The 17,565-nt window shown below is 65.3% G+C and carries 13 protein-coding genes; all 13 read right to left on the minus strand.

Translation table 11 applies throughout. The features are described 5' to 3' along the window. Nucleotides 1–83 precede the first annotated feature (83 nt). The 13 genes from HMPREF1008_RS01610 to HMPREF1008_RS01670 all read right to left on the minus strand — a co-directional run bounded on the left by HMPREF1008_RS01610 (nt 84) and on the right by HMPREF1008_RS01670 (nt 17,093). On the minus strand, nt 84–1,160 hold the full coding sequence (locus tag HMPREF1008_RS01610; protein WP_009278104.1) for a BMP family protein: 1,077 nt from the start codon (nt 1,158–1,160) through the stop codon (nt 84–86). A gap of 104 nt (nt 1,161–1,264) precedes the next feature. After that, nucleotides 1,265–1,987 carry a purine-nucleoside phosphorylase gene (gene deoD, locus HMPREF1008_RS01615; RefSeq protein WP_009278105.1) on the minus strand — a complete coding sequence of 241 codons (723 nt, stop codon included), beginning with the start codon at nt 1,985–1,987 and terminating at the stop codon, nt 1,265–1,267. Continuing rightward, the gene (locus HMPREF1008_RS01620) at nt 1,980–3,182 is read right to left on the minus strand and encodes a phosphopentomutase (protein WP_009278106.1); all 1,203 of its coding nucleotides are present in this window, start codon (nt 3,180–3,182) and stop codon (nt 1,980–1,982) included. The genes deoD and HMPREF1008_RS01620 overlap by 8 nt, the downstream gene beginning before the upstream one ends. Before the next feature lie 443 nt (nt 3,183–3,625). Continuing rightward, nucleotides 3,626–4,264: a deoxyribose-phosphate aldolase gene (gene deoC / locus HMPREF1008_RS01625; protein WP_009278107.1), complete on the minus strand. Its 639-nt coding sequence runs from the start codon at nt 4,262–4,264 to the stop codon at nt 3,626–3,628. A gap of 407 nt (nt 4,265–4,671) precedes the next feature. Next, entirely contained in the window at nt 4,672–6,312 is a 1,641-nt protein-coding gene (gene groL, locus HMPREF1008_RS01630) for a chaperonin GroEL (protein WP_009278108.1), read from the minus strand. Between the two features lie 61 nt (nt 6,313–6,373). Next, entirely contained in the window at nt 6,374–6,664 is a 291-nt protein-coding gene (groES, locus tag HMPREF1008_RS01635) for a co-chaperone GroES (RefSeq protein WP_009278109.1), read from the minus strand. Between the two features lie 242 nt (nt 6,665–6,906). Further along, complete coding sequence (locus HMPREF1008_RS01640; protein ID WP_009278110.1) at nt 6,907–8,832, minus strand: NAD(+) synthase; 1,926 nt, start codon at nt 8,830–8,832, stop codon at nt 6,907–6,909. An 85-nt stretch (nt 8,833–8,917) separates the two neighbouring features. Beyond that, on the minus strand, nt 8,918–10,543 hold the full coding sequence (locus tag HMPREF1008_RS01645; protein WP_009278111.1) for an amidohydrolase: 1,626 nt from the start codon (nt 10,541–10,543) through the stop codon (nt 8,918–8,920). A 144-nt stretch (nt 10,544–10,687) separates the two neighbouring features. Then, a complete protein-coding gene (locus HMPREF1008_RS01650; protein ID WP_009278112.1) occupies nt 10,688–12,133 on the minus strand; it encodes a M20/M25/M40 family metallo-hydrolase in 1,446 nt (481 codons plus the stop codon). 3 nt (nt 12,134–12,136) lie between these two features. After that, entirely contained in the window at nt 12,137–12,889 is a 753-nt protein-coding gene (locus tag HMPREF1008_RS01655; protein ID WP_303132936.1) for an amino acid ABC transporter ATP-binding protein, read from the minus strand. Between the two features lie 63 nt (nt 12,890–12,952). Beyond that, nucleotides 12,953–14,275, minus strand: a complete 1,323-nt coding sequence (locus HMPREF1008_RS01660) for an amino acid ABC transporter permease (RefSeq protein ID WP_009278114.1) — start codon at nt 14,273–14,275, stop codon at nt 12,953–12,955. Between the two features lie 135 nt (nt 14,276–14,410). Further along, the gene (locus HMPREF1008_RS01665; RefSeq protein ID WP_009278115.1) at nt 14,411–15,361 is read right to left on the minus strand and encodes a transporter substrate-binding domain-containing protein; all 951 of its coding nucleotides are present in this window, start codon (nt 15,359–15,361) and stop codon (nt 14,411–14,413) included. 703 nt (nt 15,362–16,064) lie between these two features. Continuing rightward, nucleotides 16,065–17,093 (minus strand): hypothetical protein, encoded by a 1,029-nt coding sequence (locus tag HMPREF1008_RS01670; protein WP_156797578.1) that lies wholly within the window; start codon nt 17,091–17,093, stop codon nt 16,065–16,067. Between the last annotated feature and the right edge of the window lie 472 nt (nt 17,094–17,565).

Raw genomic sequence — 17,565 nt, forward strand, 5'->3', positions numbered from 1 at the left:
TCCCCTGGCGTCGCATCCAAGGGATGGGGCACCCCGCCATCAGGCCAGGGCGCCCCATCCCTGCGTGCTTCTTGACTTGCGGACTAGAGGCTCGCCACGTACTTGTCGTAGGAGTCCTTGTTCATGGGCGGTACGATGCTGCCATCCTTGATCTTCTCGGAGAGCGCGAGCGCGGCCTGATAGACGTCATCGGCAATGAGATCGTGCTTCTCGGGGATGCCGACGCAATCCTCCTTGAAGCCCAGCTCGATGTTGGAGCCACCCTTGAGGGTGCCCGCCTCGATCTGGGTCGAGACCTCGATGATGGCCTTGTCGACCCTCTTCAGGGCCGAGGTGATGACGTTGTCGGGAGCGAGGTAGTTCTGGTCACGGTCAACGCCGATCGCGTACTGGTTCGCCTCCTTGGCCGCCTCGATGACGCCCGCACCCGCGCCACCGGCGGCATGGAACACTATGTCGCACCCGTCGGAGAACATCTTGGAAGCGATCGCCTTGCCCTTGGCCGCATCGGAGAAGCTGTCGGCGTACTGGCCTTGGACCTCGACGCTGGTGCCAGCCTCCTTGTTCGCGTAGTCGACGCCAGCCCGGTATCCGTAGTCGAACTGGTCGATGACCACGCCGGTGATGCCACCGACGAAGCCGATCTTGTTGGTCTTCGTGGTACGTGCGGCGATGTAGCCAACCAGGAAGGAGGGCTCCTGCGCACGGAAGGTCACGCCGGTGAGGTTGGACTGGGATTCATCGTATGCGTTGTCGATGATTGCGAACTGGACGTCGGGGTTGGTCTGGGCGGAGTGGGCGACGGCGTCGGCCATGTTGAAGCCGATGCCCCAGACGAGGTTGGCCTCGTCGTCGACGGCCTTGTCCAGGTTGGTCGCGTAGTCGGACTCCTGCTTCGACTCGATGTAGCTGACCTCCCAGCCCTTGTCGGACTCGAGCTGCTGCAGACCCTCCCAGGAGCTCTGGTTGAACGACTGGTCCGACACGCCACCGGTGTCGGTGACCATCTCGATCTTGTAGCTGGCGGCATCGGCTCCGGCACCGCCGGCGGACTCGGTGGTCGAGGCCGAGCCCCCACCGCAACCAGCAAGCCCTACGGTCGCCGCTAGGGCCGCCGTGGCGCCCAGGAAGTTCCTGCGCGTGATTTCGGCTTTGAGCATGACGTGTCCCTTCTCCTTCTTCGAACTTCCCTGGGGGCCTTGCCCCGCTTGCATATGTCCATGGGGCCTGCGCCCCATGTGGTGCCGCACTCGCACGGAGGCGACTACTCCTCGGGCAGGGCCAAGGAGAGCGCGACCTCCATCATCTGTGTGAAGCTGGTCTGCCTCTCGTCGGCGGACAGCGACTCCCCCGTCATCGGGAGGTCCGAGATGGTGCAGAGGCAGAGCGCCTTCTTGTGGGCCTTCGCCGCATTGAGATAAAGTCCCGCAGACTCCATCTCGACCGCAAGGACACCCATTGAGGCCCAGCGCTCGTTGACCGTGGGGTCTGCGTTGTAGAAGGAGTCGGCCGAGAGCACGTTGCCGACTCGGGTGGGGACGCCCAGCTCCTCCGCCTTGCGGACGGCACGACGCAGGAGGCCGAAGTCGGCGATGGGCGCATAGGTCCCGGGCAGGTTGAACTGTGCGGCGTAGTTTGAGTCGGTGCACGCGCCCAGGCCCACGACCAGGTCGCGCAGGGCGACTCCCTCGGCGAGGCCGCCAGCGCTGCCGATGCGGATGATTGCGTCCACATCATAGAAGTTGAAGAGCTCGTACGAGTAGATTCCTATCGAGGGGATGCCCATGCCGCCGCCCATGACCGACACGGGGTGACCCTGGTAGTTCCCCGTGAAGCCCAGCATGTTGCGGACGCTGTTGAAGCAGGTAACGTCCTCGAGGAAGTGATCGGCCACGTACTTGGCGCGCAGCGGGTCTCCCGGCATGAGGACGGTCTTGGCTATCTGGCCCTCAAGCGCGGCGTTGTGCGGGGTGGGGACGCTAGGCATTCTTTGTTACCTCCATGATCTGGTCGAGTCGGGACGTTCCGTGGTCGCCTGCCGGTGCGCCGAGATAGTCGAGGATGGTGGCCGAGATGTCGGCAAAGGTGCCACTGGTCTTGAGGTCTGTGCCGGCCTTCACGCGAGGCCCCGCGATGACCCAGGGAACGTACTCGCGCGAATGGTCGGTGGAGGGGGTCACGGGATCGCAGCCATGGTCGGCGGTGACCATGAAGAGGTCGTCCTCACGCAGCTTGCCCAGGATGGTGGGCACGTGCTCGTCGAAGTAGGCAAGTGCCTTCGCATAGCCGTCCACGTCGTTGCGATGACCGTAGATCATGTCGGTGTCCACGAGGTTCACGAAGCAGAGGCCCTCGAAGTCCCTGTCAAGGAGCTCGATGGTGCGTTCGATGCCCTCAGGGTTACCCGAGGTGGGAATGGACTCCTTGATGCCACGGTGGGCAAAGATATCAAAGATCTTCCCCACGGAGATGACGTCGGTCCCGTTGGCGCTCAGGATGTCGAGCATCGTCTGCCCCGTGGGCTCCAGCGAGAAGTCATGTCTATGCGACGTCCTCGTGTAGTTGCCGTCCTCGCCCACGAAGGGACGGGCGATGACGCGGGCGACGCCGTTCTTCCCAGTCAGGATCGAGCGGGCCATGCGGCAGTACTCATAGAGCTGCTCGCAGGGGACGACGTCCTCGTGCGCGGCGATCTGGAAGACGCTGTCCGCGGAGGTGTAGACGATGAGGGAGCCGGTCTCGACCATCTCCCTGCCATAGTCACGAATGACCTCGGTGCCCGAATAGGGCTTGTTGCACAGCACCTTGCGACCGGTCAGACGCTCAAACTCCTCGATGACGTCCGCGGGGAAACCGTTGGGATAGGTCGGAAAGCGCTCAGGCGAGATGACACCCGCCATCTCCCAGTGGCCAACGGTGGTGTCCTTGCCCTTGGACGCCTCGCGCAACCTTCCAAAGGCACCCTTCGGGGCCTCGATGGGAGCGATGTCCACGTCGTAGACGGAGTCAAGCGCGCCCTCGATGTTGAAGAGCCCGAGGTCGCGGAGGTTGGGCATGTGGAAGAACGGACTCGTCGCACAGGCACAGAGGGTGTTGCTTCCCTCGTCGCCATACTCCGCCGCGTCGGGTTCCTCTCCGATTCCGAAGCTGTCCAATACGACGAGGAAGACCCTCTTGGCCATCAAATCACCTATCTCTCTGTGCGTGCCGTATGCTTGCGTGAAAGGTTCAGTGACCTCTCAGATAAACGTCTTGAATAGCATATGTTTATATTCATCAAGCATAAGAAAAACAGTTATGAGCGGTCGCTAGCTCGCCGCAAGTGGCATGTCTGATGAGTGTTCTCATGCATAGGTGATTGTGAGTTGCTAATCTTGTCTTCTTGTAGCTGCTTCTTTATAAAAATTACTATCCTTATTTGTATTTTCATAATGTGATACATAGTTTGATACGAAACCATTTGTCCCATCAAACTATATTGAGAATATATTTAGTTTTATAAGCTACTGTTTAGTATACGTGTCCAAGAACGAGCAATCCCGAGTCGGACTTGGCAAGCGCACAAGCCCGACCCGGGACGCAGGCAGGATATGGCAGACGGCAGGAGACTCCCGACGCCGAACGACTAGCTGACGATGGCGACGCTTGCGCTGGTGCCAAGGCGATCTGCACCGGCCTCCACCATGGCAAGGGCCTCATCCTTGCTGTGGATTCCACCCGCCGCCTTGATCTTGCAGGCATTTCCAACGGTCTGGCGCATGAGGCGCACGTCCTCGACCGTGGCCCCACCCGTGCTGAACCCAGTGCTCGTCTTGACGAAGGAGGCGCCGGCCTTCACGCAGTCCTTGCAGGCGCGAACGATTTGCTCGTCGTCAAGCAGGCAGCACTCGAGAATGACTTTGACGGGGTGGCCGTCGGCTGCCTTCACGACTTCCGCAACGTCGTTGACGACGTAGTCGTCGTCACCATCGATGAGCTTTCCGACGTTGATGACCATGTCTATCTCGGTCGTGCCGTCGATGACCGCCTGCCGCGCCTCGGCTGCCTTGCCCGCCGTGGTGGCCGCGCCCAGAGGGAAGCCGATGCAGGTGGTGACGCCGACGCCGGAACCCTCGAGTCGCTTTGCGGCAAATGAGGTCCAGCAGCCGTTGATCGAGACGGTCGCAAAGCCGTACTCGCGCGCCTCGTCGCAGAGCCTGGCGAGATCCTGCTCAGTAGCGTTCTGCTTGAGGTTGGTATGGTCGATTCGCTCGTGCAGTTCCATGTCTCCTCCTCCGCCCCGGGGCGGCGCGACACCCTTTGCGTCATGCGCCTTATGCTGGCACCCCAATGAGTTGCGCATACGCCAGGAATGGCATCGGCCATAAGAGCAAGTGATTTCCACATGCATGAGCAGTTGCTAATACATACAAGTGGATGCATAGCCTAAGCTGTTATTTCTTTCTGGCGTTTGCGCGATTGTAGCGCAAGTTACGGAAATGGCGCCCAACGACCTTCCAACTCCCACACAATCCAAGGGCGCTTTTGTGCCAACGGTAGCCGTGGACCCGCAGGCGGACGGATCCCGAATGGCTACAGGCAAATCGGAAGGCTTTGTCCAAGGATGCGAGAAGGCGCCCCATGGCCGAAGCCATGGGGCGCCTGTCACTGCCTGGCTCTGAGACCTGCGGCTTAGTACATGCCGCCACCCTGTCCGCCGGCAGCGGCGGCACGGGAGATCGCGTCCTCGATGGTGGTGTCCTTGGGCTCGTCCGAGACGGTGGCCTCGGTGATGAGGATCAGGGACGCCACGGAGGCAGCGTTCTGCAGGGTGGTGCGGGTGACCTTGACGGGGTCGAGGACGCCCATCTCAATCATGTCGCCCCACTCGCCGTTCGCAGAGTTCAGGCCCTCGCCCTCGGGCAGGCTCTTGATCTTCTCGACCACGACGGAGCCCTCGAAGCCGGCGTTGGCAGCGATCGTGCGGACGGGGGCAGAGAGCGCCTTGCGGATGATCTCGACGCCGATGCGCTCGTCGTCATCAGCGACCTCGACGGTGTCGAGGGCCTTGGCGGCCTGCAGGAACGCGACGCCGCCACCGGCGACGATGCCCTCCTCGACGGCCGCGCGGGTGGCCTGCAGCGCGTCCTCGATACGGTGCTTGATCTCCTTCAGCTCGACCTCGGTGGCCGCGCCGACCTTGATGACGGCGACGCCGCCGGCCAGCTTGGCCTTACGCTCCTGGAGCTTCTCCTTGTCGAAGTCGGAGTCGGTGTGCTCGATCTCGGAGTTGATCTGGCCGATGCGCTCCTGGATGGCCTCCTTGGAGCCCGCGCCGTCGACGATCGTGGTGTTGTCCTTGGTGATCTTGACGGACTTGGCGCGGCCCAGCATCTCGGCGGTGATGTCAGAGAGCTCGACGCCGAGCTCCTTCATGGCAACCTGGCCGCCGGTGACGATGGCGATGTCCTCGAGCATGCGCTTGCGACGGTCACCGTAGCCGGGGGCCTTCACGGCGGCGACGTTGAGGGTGCCGCGGAGCTTGTTGAGGATCAGGGTGGCCAGGGCCTCGCCGTCCACGTCCTCGGCGATGATCAGCAGCGGGGAACCGCTCTTCTGAATCGCCTCGAGCACGGGCAGGATGTCCTGGATGTTGCTGACCTTCTGGTCGGTCATCAGGACGTAGGGGTTCTGGAGCTCCGCCGTCATGGTGTCGTTCTCGGTGGCGAAGTAGGGCGAGATGTAGCCCTTGTCGAACTGCATGCCCTCGACGGTGTCGATGTCGATGCCGAAGGTCTGGGACTCGTCGACGGTGATGACGCCGTCCTTGCCCACGACGTCCATGGCGTCAGAGATCTTGTTGCCAATCTGGGGGTCGCCGGCCGAGATGGTGCCGACGGCGGCGATCTGCTCCTTAGTCGAGACGTCCTGCGAGGCGACCTTCATCTGGTCGACGGCGGCGGCGACGGCCTTGTCGATGCCGCGGCGAATCGCGATGGGGTTGGCGCCGGCGGCGACGTTGCGCAGGCCCTCGTTGACGATGACCTGGGCAAGCAGGGTCGCGGTGGTGGTGCCGTCACCCACAGTGTCGTTGGTCTTGGTGGCGACCTCCTTCACCAGCTGGGCGCCCATGTTCTCGACGGGGTCCTTGAGCTCGATCTCCTTGGCGACGGAGACGCCGTCGTTGGTGATCGTGGGAGCACCGTAGGAGCGCTGAAGGGCGACGTAGCGGCCCTTGGGCCCGAGGGTGGTGGTGACGGCGTCAGCCAGCGTGTTCACGCCCTTGGCGAGCTTGGCGCGCGCGTCGGTGCCAAAAGAGATGTCCTTGGCCATTCTGTGTACCTCCAAAGTCTCGCTCGCGGGAGGCGAGCGTCCTGTGCCTGCCTGCTAAGAGCTACTCGCTGATGATGGCGTAGATGTCGTCGGCACGGAGGAGCAGGTAGTCCTCGCCGTCGAGCTTGACGTCGTTGCCGCCGAACTTGCCATAGAAGACCTGGTCGCCCACCTGGACGTCGACGGCGATGCGCTCACCCTTGTCGTTGAGCTTGCCGGCGCCGACGGCGATGACCTCGCCGCGCTGGGGCTTCTCCTGCGCGCCGGAAGAGATGTAGAGACCGGTCGAGGTCTTCTCCTCCTTGGGGGCGGGCTTGACGAGGACGCGGTCGCCCAAAGGCTTAAGAGTCATGGTGAGTTCCTCCTTCTTGGGGGCATCGCAGATGCCCGATTCGCAGGCAGGGCCACCGCTGACCCTGTCGCTCAGCCAACGCTGTGAATAATACCCAGAACCGATTCCTTATACAACGAGAGAGAAAAAATCTTACAGACGGCACTTAGATTTTCTGCAACGGCAGAAGTCAGGGGAGAGGAGCCGCCAACGAGGGTCGTGGATCCTCTCCCCTGAGGGAATCTGTCGGGCCGTTGGCGCAGCTACAGGCCCCCGAGCTCGCTCAGCCAGAGGGCGGAGCTGGCATCGCTGGGCATGCGCAGGTCGCCACGGGGGCTCACCGCCACCGAGCCCACCTTAGGGCCGTCCGGCAGGCAGCTGCGCTTGAACTGCTGAGAGAAGAAGCGCCGGTAGAAGGTCTTGAGCCAACGCAGGATGGTCTGGTCGTCGTAGTCCTTGCCCAGGGCGTAGCGGGCGAGCCGGAACACCTTGCGAGGGCCGAAGCCACGCCTGAGCGCCTGGTAGAGGAAGAAGTCGTGCAGCTCGTAAGGACCCACCAGGTCCTCCGTGCGCTGCGCGATGCTGCCGTCCTCCTCGGCGGGAAGGAGCTCGGGCGAGACGGGCGTGTCCAGCACGTCCAGGAGCACGCGCCGCAACGGCTGGGACCCAGTCGTGTCTGCGACGTGCCTCACGAGGTGACGCACCAGCGTCTTGGGCACGCCTGCGTTGACGCCGTACATGGACATGTGGTCGGCGTTATAGGTGCACCAGCCCAGGGCGAGCTCCGAGAGGTCGCCCGTGCCCACGACGATGCCGCCCACCTGGTTGGCGATGTCCATGATGATCTGGGTGCGCTCGCGGGCCTGGGCGTTCTCGTAGGTCACGTCGCGCAGGGCCTCGTCGTGTCCGATGTCGGCGAAGTGCTGGCGGACAGCAGGCACGATGCCCACCTCGCGCAGGGTCGCCCCCAGCGCCCTCGACAGCTCGAGCGAGTTGTCGTGCGTGCGGTCGGTGGTTCCGAAGCCGGGCATGGTCACGGCGACGATGCCGGATCGGTCGAGGCCCAGGAGGTCGAAGGCACGCGCCATCACGAGCAGCGCAAGCGTCGAGTCGAGGCCACCAGACACGCCGATCACCGCGGACTTGGCGTGGATGTGCCCGAGGCGGCGGGCCAGGCCATGCGACTGGATGGCCAGCACGTCCTCGCAGCGCTGCGCGCGCGTCTGGGGCTCGTCGGGCACGAAGGGGTGCGGGTCGACCCAACGCGTGAGGGGCGTCTCGGCGGGCTCGAGCGAGAAGCTCGAGCGGACGTAGCCCGCAGCCTCAGGCGAGGCGCCCGTGGCAAAGGTCGAGAGGCGACGACGCTCGCCCACGAGGAGTTCGAGGTCGATCTCGGACGTGGCCTGCCGCTCGCCGAAGGGTCTGCCCTCCGCAAGGAGGGAGCCGTTCTCGGCCACCATGTCGTGGGCGGAGAAGACCACGTCCTGCGTGGACTCGCCCCAGCCGGCGCTGCAGTAGACGTAGGCACAGGCCAGGCGCGCGCTCTGCCCCACCACGAGGGAGCGGCGGTAGTCCGCCTTGCCCACCACGGCGTTGGAGGCGGAGAGGTTGCAGATGACCGTGGCCCCCGCCATGGCGTGCGCGATGGAGGGCGGGTTGGCTACCCAGAGGTCCTCGCAGACCTCAGCCGCGACCACGAGGTCGGGCAGGCTTTCGCAGCAGAAGAGCTGGCGCGCACCAAAGGGGACGCCAGACTGGCCGGCGAAGTCCACGAGCGTGACGTCGAGGGGACCTGCGACGAAGTGACGACCCTCGTAGAACTCGTTGTAGGTGGGGATGCTGAGCTTGGGCACGATGCCCAAGACATGGCCGCGCGCGACGGCGACCGCGCAGTTGTAGAGCTTGCCGGCGACGCTCACGGGGCAGCCCACGAAGACGAGGGCGTCCAGCGAGGCGGTCTCTTGGGCGAAGGAGGCGACGGCCCTCTCGGCCGCCTTGACGAGGGACTGCTGCCAGAAGAGGTCCTCGCAGGTGTAGCCCGTGACGCAGAGCTCGGGCAGGACCACCAAGCGCGCGCCCGAGCGCACGGCATCGGTCGTCTCGGCCACGCAGGCGCTCAGGTTGAAGTCGACGTCGGTCACGCGGACCTGGGGCGTGCGCGCCGCGACCTTGACGAATCCGTCTTGCATGGCAACCTCGCTTCTCTTGGCCTACCCGCAATCCTAGCAGCTCGAAGCCTACGGAGCCGGGCGAGAGGGGCGAGCCGCCTCGGCGCTACGCCTCCCAGACCGCACGCCCGCCCAGGTAGGTGGCCATGGGGCGCGCCCGCTGGAACTCCTCGGCGGGGACCTCGAGGAGGTCCGCATCCCAGACGACGAAGTCGGCGAGCATGCCAGGCGCGATGGCCCCCAGCTCACGCCCGCGGCCCACCGCCGCCGCAGACCCCGCCGAGTAGGCACGAAGCGCCGCCGCGCGGCCCACCGCGTGCTGCGAGTACCAGCCGCCTGTGGGAAGGTGGGTGTCCGGCGCGCTGCGCTCGAAGGCGCACCAGAGCACGTCAAGGCTGTTGGGGGGCACCACGGGGGCGTCGGTGCCAAAGGCCATCGTCACGCCCTGGCGGGCGAACTCGTCGAAGGGCCACATGCGCTCGGCGCGCCACTCCCCCAGGTCTCGAGCGGGCTGGTCGACGTCGATCGTCACGTGCGGTGGCTGCACGGAGGCGACCACGCCGGCACGGGCGAGGCGGGCGACGTCTTCGGGATGGATGTCCTCGATGTGCTCCAGTGTGTTGGCGCCCTGGCTCGGCGTGCCGAAGAGGCGCCTCGCCTCCTCGAAGATGCCCACGGCGGCGTGGACGGCCTCGTCGCCGATGGTATGGATGCGCACGGCATGCCCACGCCCGGCTGCGGCCAGCACCAGCTCGCGCATGCGTTCGGGCGCCACGGTGGGCCGCCCCACGTCGCCGGCAAAGCGGGGGTTGGCGTACTCGTCGCTCGCCCAGGCAGTGTGCTGGCTGCTCACCCCGTCGAAGAACTGCTTGAAGCCGGGAGCGCGGAGCAGCGGACCTCGCCAGCGGGACTGCAGGCCCTCGAGAATCGACTGGTCGTCTCCCAGCGTGGGGAAGAGGTGCGCGCGCAGGCTGAGCTCGTCCGCCTGCAGCAGTGCCTCATAGACCTGCGGGTTGATGCCGTCGGCACCCGGCACCAAGGAGAGCGCCATGTCGCAGACGGAGGTGACGCCCATGGCGTTGAGCCTCCGGAAGTAGTCACGGTAGATTCCGCGAAGCTCGCCCATGGAGAAGCTTCCCAGCACGCGCCCCACATAGAGCATGCCCGCCGCTTCGCGGAGCACCCCCGTGAGCCTGCCATCGGCGTCGCGGTCGAAGGAGCCTCCCGCGGGCGGCTCGGTCCCCTCGTCGATGCCCAAGGCGCGAAGGCCCGCCGAGTTGACCCAGAGGGTGTGGGCGTCGCCGGAGTACATGGCCACCGGGCGGTCGGGGAAGGCGGCGTCGAGCGACGCTCTGGTGGGGGACATGGGCGAATCCCAAAAGGTCTCGCGCCAGCCGTGGCCCAAGAGCCAGCCGTCAGCCGGCCTCGTCCTGGCGAATTCGACCATGTGAGAGACGCAGTCGGCCTCGCTCGTGCCCCGATACTCCGTGGCGAGCGCAGAGGGGAAGAGCGCCGCGTGCAGAACGTGCTGGTGGGCGTCGTGGAAGCCGGGGCAGACGAAGGCGTCGCCCAAGTCGAGGACGCGCGCGCCCGGACCGACAAGCTCGTCAGCCTGGTCGTAGTGGGCGACCTTCGTGATGCGGCCGTCCTCGACAGCGAACGAGAGAGGGTCGACCTCATCCCCCAGCCCGTCGAAGACCCTTCGCGATGCGACGACCAGATCGGCTGCCATGGTCCTCTCCCCCAACCTCCCACGGGCCCGGGTCTGGGACTTGGCCACGGCCGCGGACGCACGATTTTCTCGCTCATTCTATAGTCCAGTGCGGGACATCATGGCCCGGCAAGGGACGTCGGGGCCCTCGCCGGGGTGTCCCGATCAGAGCAGCGCCTCGCGGATGAGCCCGATGAGGAAGCGCACGCCCTGCAGGTAGGCGCGTCGCGTGATGCGCTCGTCGGTGCCGTGAACGCCGCGCTCGACCTCCTCGTCATCCGCCACGAAGGGGGAGAATCGCAGGCACGAGTCACAAACGCGGTCGTACATCTGGGCGTCCGACGCGCCAACGACGATGGCGGGAATCAGCTTGAGCGGCTCTTCCGATTCAGGCTCCCTGAAATAGCGGGCGGCGACGCGCTCGAGGAATCTGAAGCCCGGACCGTCCGAACGCGACACCTGCGACGGGCTGCTGCTCACCTCGGCGAGCAGCTCGACCTCCACAGGCAGGTCTGCCAGGAGCTCCCTCACCCGCGCCACGACCGCCGCGCAGGTCACCCCGGGAAGCATGCGGAAGTTGACGACGGCGCTCATGTCCTGCGGGAGCACGTTTGCCTGCTTGGACCCGCCCTCGATCATGGTGGGCGCCACCGTGGTGGTGACGAGGGGGAAGAGCTCGCGCGAGCCGAGGAACAGCCGGGCGATGGCATCGGCGTTGCGGTCGATCGCGTCCCGCGTGCCCTCCCCCTCACCTGACCTCACCAGAGAGGCGAGCGGCTCCTGGCTCACCCAGGCTGCCACGGCCTCGAGCGTCCTGCGGCTCAGCTCCGTCAGCTCGACGGGCCAAGGGTCCCTGGCCACGCGGGCGATCGCCTCGCCAAGCGTGGCCAGGGAGCTGCCCCCGAAGGGGTTCGATGAGTGGCCGCCGTGGCTCCTCACCGTAAGGCGCAGGTCGGCGTAGCCCTTCTCGGCGAGGCTGACCCTCATGCCGTGGTGGCCTGGGGCCCCGTAGAGCCCGGTGTCCACGATGCGGTAGTCGCCCTCGTCCACCAGCCATGCCAGGCGAATCCCACGCCCGGCGAGCAGCGCGCCCATGCGCCGGGCTCCAGACTGCAGGGTCTCCTCGTCCTGCCCGAGGGTGACGAGGAGCGTGCGGCGAAGCGCCCAACCATGCGAGAGCGCGTACTCGATCGCCTCAAAGTACCCCACGACCTGGTCGGTCATGTCCAGCGCGCCGCGTCCCCACACGTACTCCCCGTCCACGTGCCCCGAGAACGCGCCATGCGTCCAGTCGCCTTCCGTGCCGGGGACCACGGGAACCACGTCGACGTGACCCATGAACAGGGCCGGGTCGAGCGAGGGGTCGCTTCCCGGAAGCGTGAGCAGGAGGGAGTGGTCAACGCGCTCGGCTGTCGCCGCGGCGAAGGTCAGGGGAAAGGAGGCGTGCAGATGGCCCTCGAGACGGTCGAACGCCGCCCAGTCGGTCAGCTCCCGGGACGGGCCGTCCACCGTGGGTATGGCGAGCGCGTCACCAAGCCTGCGGCAGGCGGCGTCGCCGTCGAGGTCGGGAAAGTCGTCCTCGTGCGCGAAGTAGCGCCAGACCTCGGCCACGCCCTACTCCCCCGCCTTCGGCCCGTCGAGGTAGCGCGCGAGGAACTCGCGCGTGCGCGGCAGCTCTGGGGAGGAGAACATCTTCCCGGGGTCCCCGGACTCGGCGATGACGCCCTGGTCCATGAACACGACCTTGTCCGAGACGTTCTTGGCGAACTCCATCTCGTGGGTCACGACGACCATGGTCATCCCCTGGGCGGCCAGGTCGCGCATGACGGAGAGCACCTCTCCCACGATCTCGGGGTCGAGGGCAGAGGTGGGCTCATCGAACAGCATGAGGTCGGGCTTCATGCAGAGGGCGCGGGCAATGGCAACGCGCTGCTTCTGCCCGCCCGAGAGGGACGTGACGGCGGCATGCGCGAAGCCCGCGAGCCCAACGGACTCGAGGTTGCGCATCGCCTCGGCCTCGGCCTCCTCCCTGCCCATCTTGCCGAGCGTGACGGGAGCGAGGGTGCAGTTCTGGAGCACGTCCATGTTGTTGAAGAGGTTGAAGCCCTGGAAGACCATGCCAATCTTCTCGCGCAGGCGATTCACGTCCACGTGCCGGGAGGCAAGGTCCTCTCCGTGGAACCAGACGTGGCCCGCGTCGGGCGTCTCGAGGAGGTTGATGCAGCGCAGCAGGGTTGACTTGCCGGAACCGGAGGCCCCGATGATGGTCACGACCTCGCCGAGCATGACCTGGAAGTCGATGTCCCTCAGCACGACGTTGCTGCCAAACGACTTGCGCAGCCCCTCGACGCGGATGATTGGGTCCATGGGGCCCTCCTCCCTCTTTGCCATCACCGGAGTCACGACCTCTTGCTCGCGGAAGTCCATGTCCTACCTGCCTCCCATGTCGTTCTTCTCGGCGGGGTGCCTCGGGGAGAGCCTGACGCGGCTGGGGTCTGCCATGCCGCCGGCGGTGCCGTGCGTCGAGGTCATGTCCGACGTGGAGAGCACCGGCCCGGGGCTCTGCACCTCGAGGTGCCGCGCGAACATCGAGAGCAGCTTGGAGGCGACCATGGTGAGGACGAGGTAGCAGACCGCGGCGATGGCGTACACCTCGAGCTGGCGATAGTAGATGCCAGCCACCGTGGTCGTCGCGAACATCAGGTCGAAGACGCCGATGACCGAGAGGACGGAGGAGTCCTTGATGTTGACGACGAGCTCGTTGGACAGGGCGGGGATCGCGTTCTTTATGCCCTGGGGGAAGACGACCTTGGTCATCGCCTGCCACTGCGAGAGGCCCAGCGACCGCGCCGCCTCGGCCTGGCCCACGTCGACCGCCTCGATGCCGCCGCGCAGGACCTCCATCATGTAAGCGGTGGAGTTGAGCGAGATGGTCGTGAGGCCGGCGACGAAGGTGCTCCAGATCGCGCCGATCTGGGACGTGCTCATGCCGGTCCCACGCAGGATGGCGAAGCCAGCGAAGTAGATCAGCAGGGACTGGACCATCATCGGGGTCCCGCGCACCACGGCGGAGTAGGCCTTGGCGAAGGTGGTGCCCACGACCTTGAGGAAGCGGACGAGGTCGTTGTCGGGGCGGTCAACCGTCTGTATGCGCAGGAAGACCAGGAGTATGGCGAGGAAGAAGGCGATGACCGTGCCGAAGGTGGCGAGCCCGATGGTGGTGGCGATGCCCTTCGCGAAGACGTCGCGGCCCTCGTAGAGCATGTAGATGGCTCCGCCCAGAAAGTCCGTCGGGTTCGAATCAGACGAGATGGCTGCCGACACCGCCGAGCATAGCCCCATCACGGCGCGGTCGACGAAGAGCACGGCAAAGATGGCCACGACTGCATACGAGAGGTACCTCTCCGCTCGCTTGGCGCCGGGACGCACGAACAGGGAGACCCGCATGTAGTCGCGCCACCTGGCGAGCTTGTTGGCGAGCGCGACGAGCGAGAGCGCGACCCACGCCACCAGGACGTAGTACAGGACGACTTCCACCGCGTAGGCGCCCCTGAGGAAGCTCCAGGGGGAGCGGGGCTGCATCGAAAGCCAGATGCCCGCAAGCGCGAGGACGCTCGTACCCAGGAATACGTATCGGTGGTCTGATGTCACGAAGCTGGCTAGGCGTCCGTGCGACCTTGGCGCGTCTGGCGCGCCAGCCTCGGCAGGCGATGTTTCGGCGGGTCTGGTAAGGCCCTCCCGGTCTGTACCCATGAGCACAACCTCCTAGGAATTAATGGGGAGAGGAACGGCGACGCACCTCGTCGCCCGACATGCGGGAGACGAGGTGCGCGTTCCGGGTTGGGAACGACTTGGCGTGGTTGGGAACAGCCTGGTGCGCTGCCCGGACTACGCCGGCTGGCGCTCGACGCAGGCGTCGAAGACAGACTGGCGCTCGTCGGTGGAGACGGTCGCGAGGGCGTCGTTGACCTTGGCGAGGACTGCGTCCTGACCCTTCGCGATGCCGGCGTTGGCAGGAACGGTCTCCGTGAAGCCCTTGCCCTCGGCGAACTGGACGGCGACCAGTCCAGGGTTGGCGCGGAGGAAGCCATCGGTGTTCTCGGTGTTGAAGGTGATGGCGTCGCAGGTGCCCTGGTTGAGCTGCGAGATCTGGGAGGGCACGGAGTCGACCGGCGTGAGGTGGTTGACGCCGGGGATGTCGTCGATCACGTCGTCGAGCATGGTGTCCTTCTGGCCCAGGACGGCGGCGCCCGAGAAGTCCTCGAGGCTAGTGGCGCTCGCGTACTGCGAGTCGCTCTTCACCAGAAGGCCAAAGCCACCCTCGAAGTAGGGGTCGGAGAAGTCGATGGCCTGGCGACGCTCTTCGGTGGCGCTCATGCCGGCCATGATGATGTCGATCTGGCCGTTGTTGAGGGCGTCGATGAGGCCGGTGAAGCTCATCTTCACGGCGACCGGCTCCATGCCGAGCGCGTCGGCGACCACCTTTGCCATCTGAACGTCGTAGCCGTCAGCGTACGCGCCGCTCACGTTCTGGATGGGGATGGTGTGGTCGCTCGCCTCGGACACCTGCCAGTTGTAGGGGGCGTACGCCGCCTCCATGCCGATGCGCAGGGTCTTGCCGTCGCCAAGGGTGCCGTCGTTCGAGGAAGAGACAGAGGATGCGGAGCTGTTGTCTGTGGTAGAGCTCTGGGCTGCGGGGCCGCAGGCAGTGAGGACGGTCATTCCGGCGATGCTCAAGGCGCTGATGCCCGAGAGCTTGAGGAAGTCACGACGCGAGACGTGCTGGCGCTTCTCGTCTTGGGTGGCGTTTGTGATGGCTGTGCGAGAGTCGGTGGTCATGGCGGTTCCTCTTTCTTCCTGACTGTCTGTTAAGACCCCTTCCGCGAGCGCAACCGGAGGGGACCCATTCCCCTCCCCCTTGCAACTTAATGCGAGAAAGTTACGTCGCTAGGCATAAGCTACGCCCCTCGGACGCGCGTGACGCAAACTTCGTGGGATATGAAACATCCAGGTAACGCGCGTGATTCTCACCTGCCACAGAGCGACGGCGCGCGGCACTGGCGTGGCAGCATGTGGCGAGGCGCCTCTGTCGCAGCGGCGCTACGGAGCTGGCGGCGCAGTGCGGCCCCCTCCAGCACAGCAGCGGCCCCCCAGCTCCGCAACCCCCGGCGCGGCAGCTCCTCGGCGCGGCAGCGGCAGCTCCTCAGAGTTGTATGCGGATTCCGCACACAACTCAAAATCGGCCCAATGCTTCTACCTGCGAAAACGTATTCTCCTGAAAATCTATATCAAATAGTGAAGAGAAAAACCGCACACAAATTTGGAAACTAGCTTTCAGGGTGACGCGGGGATGCCACAACGAGAGTTTGCAGCGGGCACGGGGGAGTCTTGCAGCGGGCACGGGGGGGTCTCGCAGCGGGCACGAGAGTCTCGCAGCGGGCACGGGGGAGTCTTGCAGCGGGCACGGGAGTCTCGCGACGGGCACGGGAGTCTCGCGGCAGACGTCCGGGCGACGACGCAGCAACTCCAGAGCCCAGACCCCCTAGTACACGAGCCGACCAGGAGAGCGAAGGAAGTCGAAGAGGCGCCTGCGGGCAAAGACGAGCGCCTCGTCCTCACATGCCAGGTCCTCTCCCAGATGCCCCGCAAGCCGACGCATCTGTCGGGCAAAGCTCTCGTAGCTGCCAAAGTGCAGGTTGGTGAAGGTGAGCACCGTATAACCAGCCGCGGAGAGGCCATCCGACCGGTCCCTGTCCAGGCTCGGCTTCAGGCCCCCGCCATGCCACTGGTCGCTGTCGTATTCCACGACCACCCGCGCGTCCGGGAAGAGAAGGTCCGGGTACCGCCGGACCCCACCCACCAACGCCGCAAGCTCGCCCCCGAAGCTCAGCTCCCTGTTCATCTCGAAGCGTCCCAGCCCGTAGCCCCCGTCGCGTGCGGGCAGGCAGAACGCCATGGCCAGGTCCGTCTCGCGCGGGGAGGCGCTGCCCTCGTGCACCATCCCCAGGTCCTCGAGAGCCCTCGCCGCGCAGCGGCGGCAGGTCGAGCGCTCCAGGTAGCCCCTCAGCCGGTCGAGCGACGTGGCCGGCGTCAGACCACTCGCGAAACCGTTGGGAGAGGCAGGGTCCAGCGCGTAGCTCCCCACGAGCTCGTGCGCCAGCGCGATTCGGCGCAGCCCAGAGAGCTCGGGCGCGAGCAAAAGGTAGGTAAGCTCTGGGCTGGGCAGGTAGATGCCGTCGGCGACCATCCTGAGCGAGCCCGGAGGGAGCGCGCCGGCAAGGAGGTGGTGCCTGACGTTCCTCAGGCCGCTTATCGCCGCGCGGTCGCCCACGAGCAGGTCAAGACGGACGTCCCCGGACGTCGGGTCGACGAGCGCTACCTCCAGGTCGGCGCAACCCACGCGCGAGGAGACGGCAGGGGGAGAGAGGCTGATTCCGCAATCGACGAGCTGCCGCTTGCGGCAGACGCAGCCGTCGAGACGGCCCAGGCGAGCGACGGGAGGCGTGACACCGCACATCCGCAGCCGCCTCCAGAGGCGCAGCGCCGTCCAGTGTCCAAGAAACAGTTTCATAGTAGATAATCACCTCTCCCCATAACCCCTTCATTGGGAGACATGATATTGGCCGGCATCTCGCAATTCTCATCTTCACGGGAATTCGACTGCAGGCAGCTGCATGCAAGCAATGTGCAGCCATGCGCTTTTTTGGGTCGCCAGTCACCCGATACGGCAGCATTCAATCGCGCAATCGTCTGCCACGCGAGTTGTATGCGGATTCCGCATACAACTAAAAAACAATACAGGTCATCTACCTGCGGAAATCTAAACAGCTGAAAATTTAAATCAATTAATAAATCAAAAAACAGCAAACAATTTTATTAACTTCTTTTTTAGCGAGAGGAGCTGGCGATACGAGCAACGAGCAGCCGGCAGACGACGCGGTTCACAAGGCGGCCGGCAGACGGAGCGGGCCCCAAGGCGACAGGCGAGCGGTGCGGGGTCACGAGGTGCCAGCGAGACGCGAGCGACAGGCAGCACGAGGTCG

The sequence above is a fragment of the Olsenella sp. oral taxon 809 str. F0356 genome (assembly GCF_000233535.1).
Taxonomy (GTDB): Bacteria; Actinomycetota; Coriobacteriia; order Coriobacteriales; family Atopobiaceae; genus Olsenella_I; species Olsenella_I phocaeensis.

What these genes read in the sequence shown, in the direction of transcription:
- HMPREF1008_RS01610 (WP_009278104.1), bottom strand. Translation starts at nt 1,160, where the DNA reads ATGCTCAAAGCCGAAATCACGCGCAGGAACTTCCTGGGCGCCACGGCG.
- deoD (WP_009278105.1), bottom strand. Translation starts at nt 1,987, where the DNA reads ATGCCTAGCGTCCCCACCCCGCACAACGCCGCGCTTGAGGGCCAGATA.
- HMPREF1008_RS01620 (WP_009278106.1), bottom strand. Translation starts at nt 3,182, where the DNA reads ATGGCCAAGAGGGTCTTCCTCGTCGTATTGGACAGCTTCGGAATCGGA.
- deoC (WP_009278107.1), bottom strand. Translation starts at nt 4,264, where the DNA reads ATGGAACTGCACGAGCGAATCGACCATACCAACCTCAAGCAGAACGCT.
- groL (WP_009278108.1), bottom strand. Translation starts at nt 6,312, where the DNA reads ATGGCCAAGGACATCTCTTTTGGCACCGACGCGCGCGCCAAGCTCGCC.
- groES (WP_009278109.1), bottom strand. Translation starts at nt 6,664, where the DNA reads ATGACTCTTAAGCCTTTGGGCGACCGCGTCCTCGTCAAGCCCGCCCCC.
- HMPREF1008_RS01640 (WP_009278110.1), bottom strand. Translation starts at nt 8,832, where the DNA reads ATGCAAGACGGATTCGTCAAGGTCGCGGCGCGCACGCCCCAGGTCCGC.
- HMPREF1008_RS01645 (WP_009278111.1), bottom strand. Translation starts at nt 10,543, where the DNA reads ATGGCAGCCGATCTGGTCGTCGCATCGCGAAGGGTCTTCGACGGGCTG.
- HMPREF1008_RS01655 (WP_303132936.1), bottom strand. Translation starts at nt 12,889, where the DNA reads ATGGACCCAATCATCCGCGTCGAGGGGCTGCGCAAGTCGTTTGGCAGC.
- HMPREF1008_RS01660 (WP_009278114.1), bottom strand. Translation starts at nt 14,275, where the DNA reads ATGGGTACAGACCGGGAGGGCCTTACCAGACCCGCCGAAACATCGCCT.
- HMPREF1008_RS01665 (WP_009278115.1), bottom strand. Translation starts at nt 15,361, where the DNA reads ATGACCACCGACTCTCGCACAGCCATCACAAACGCCACCCAAGACGAG.
- HMPREF1008_RS01670 (WP_156797578.1), bottom strand. Translation starts at nt 17,093, where the DNA reads ATGAAACTGTTTCTTGGACACTGGACGGCGCTGCGCCTCTGGAGGCGG.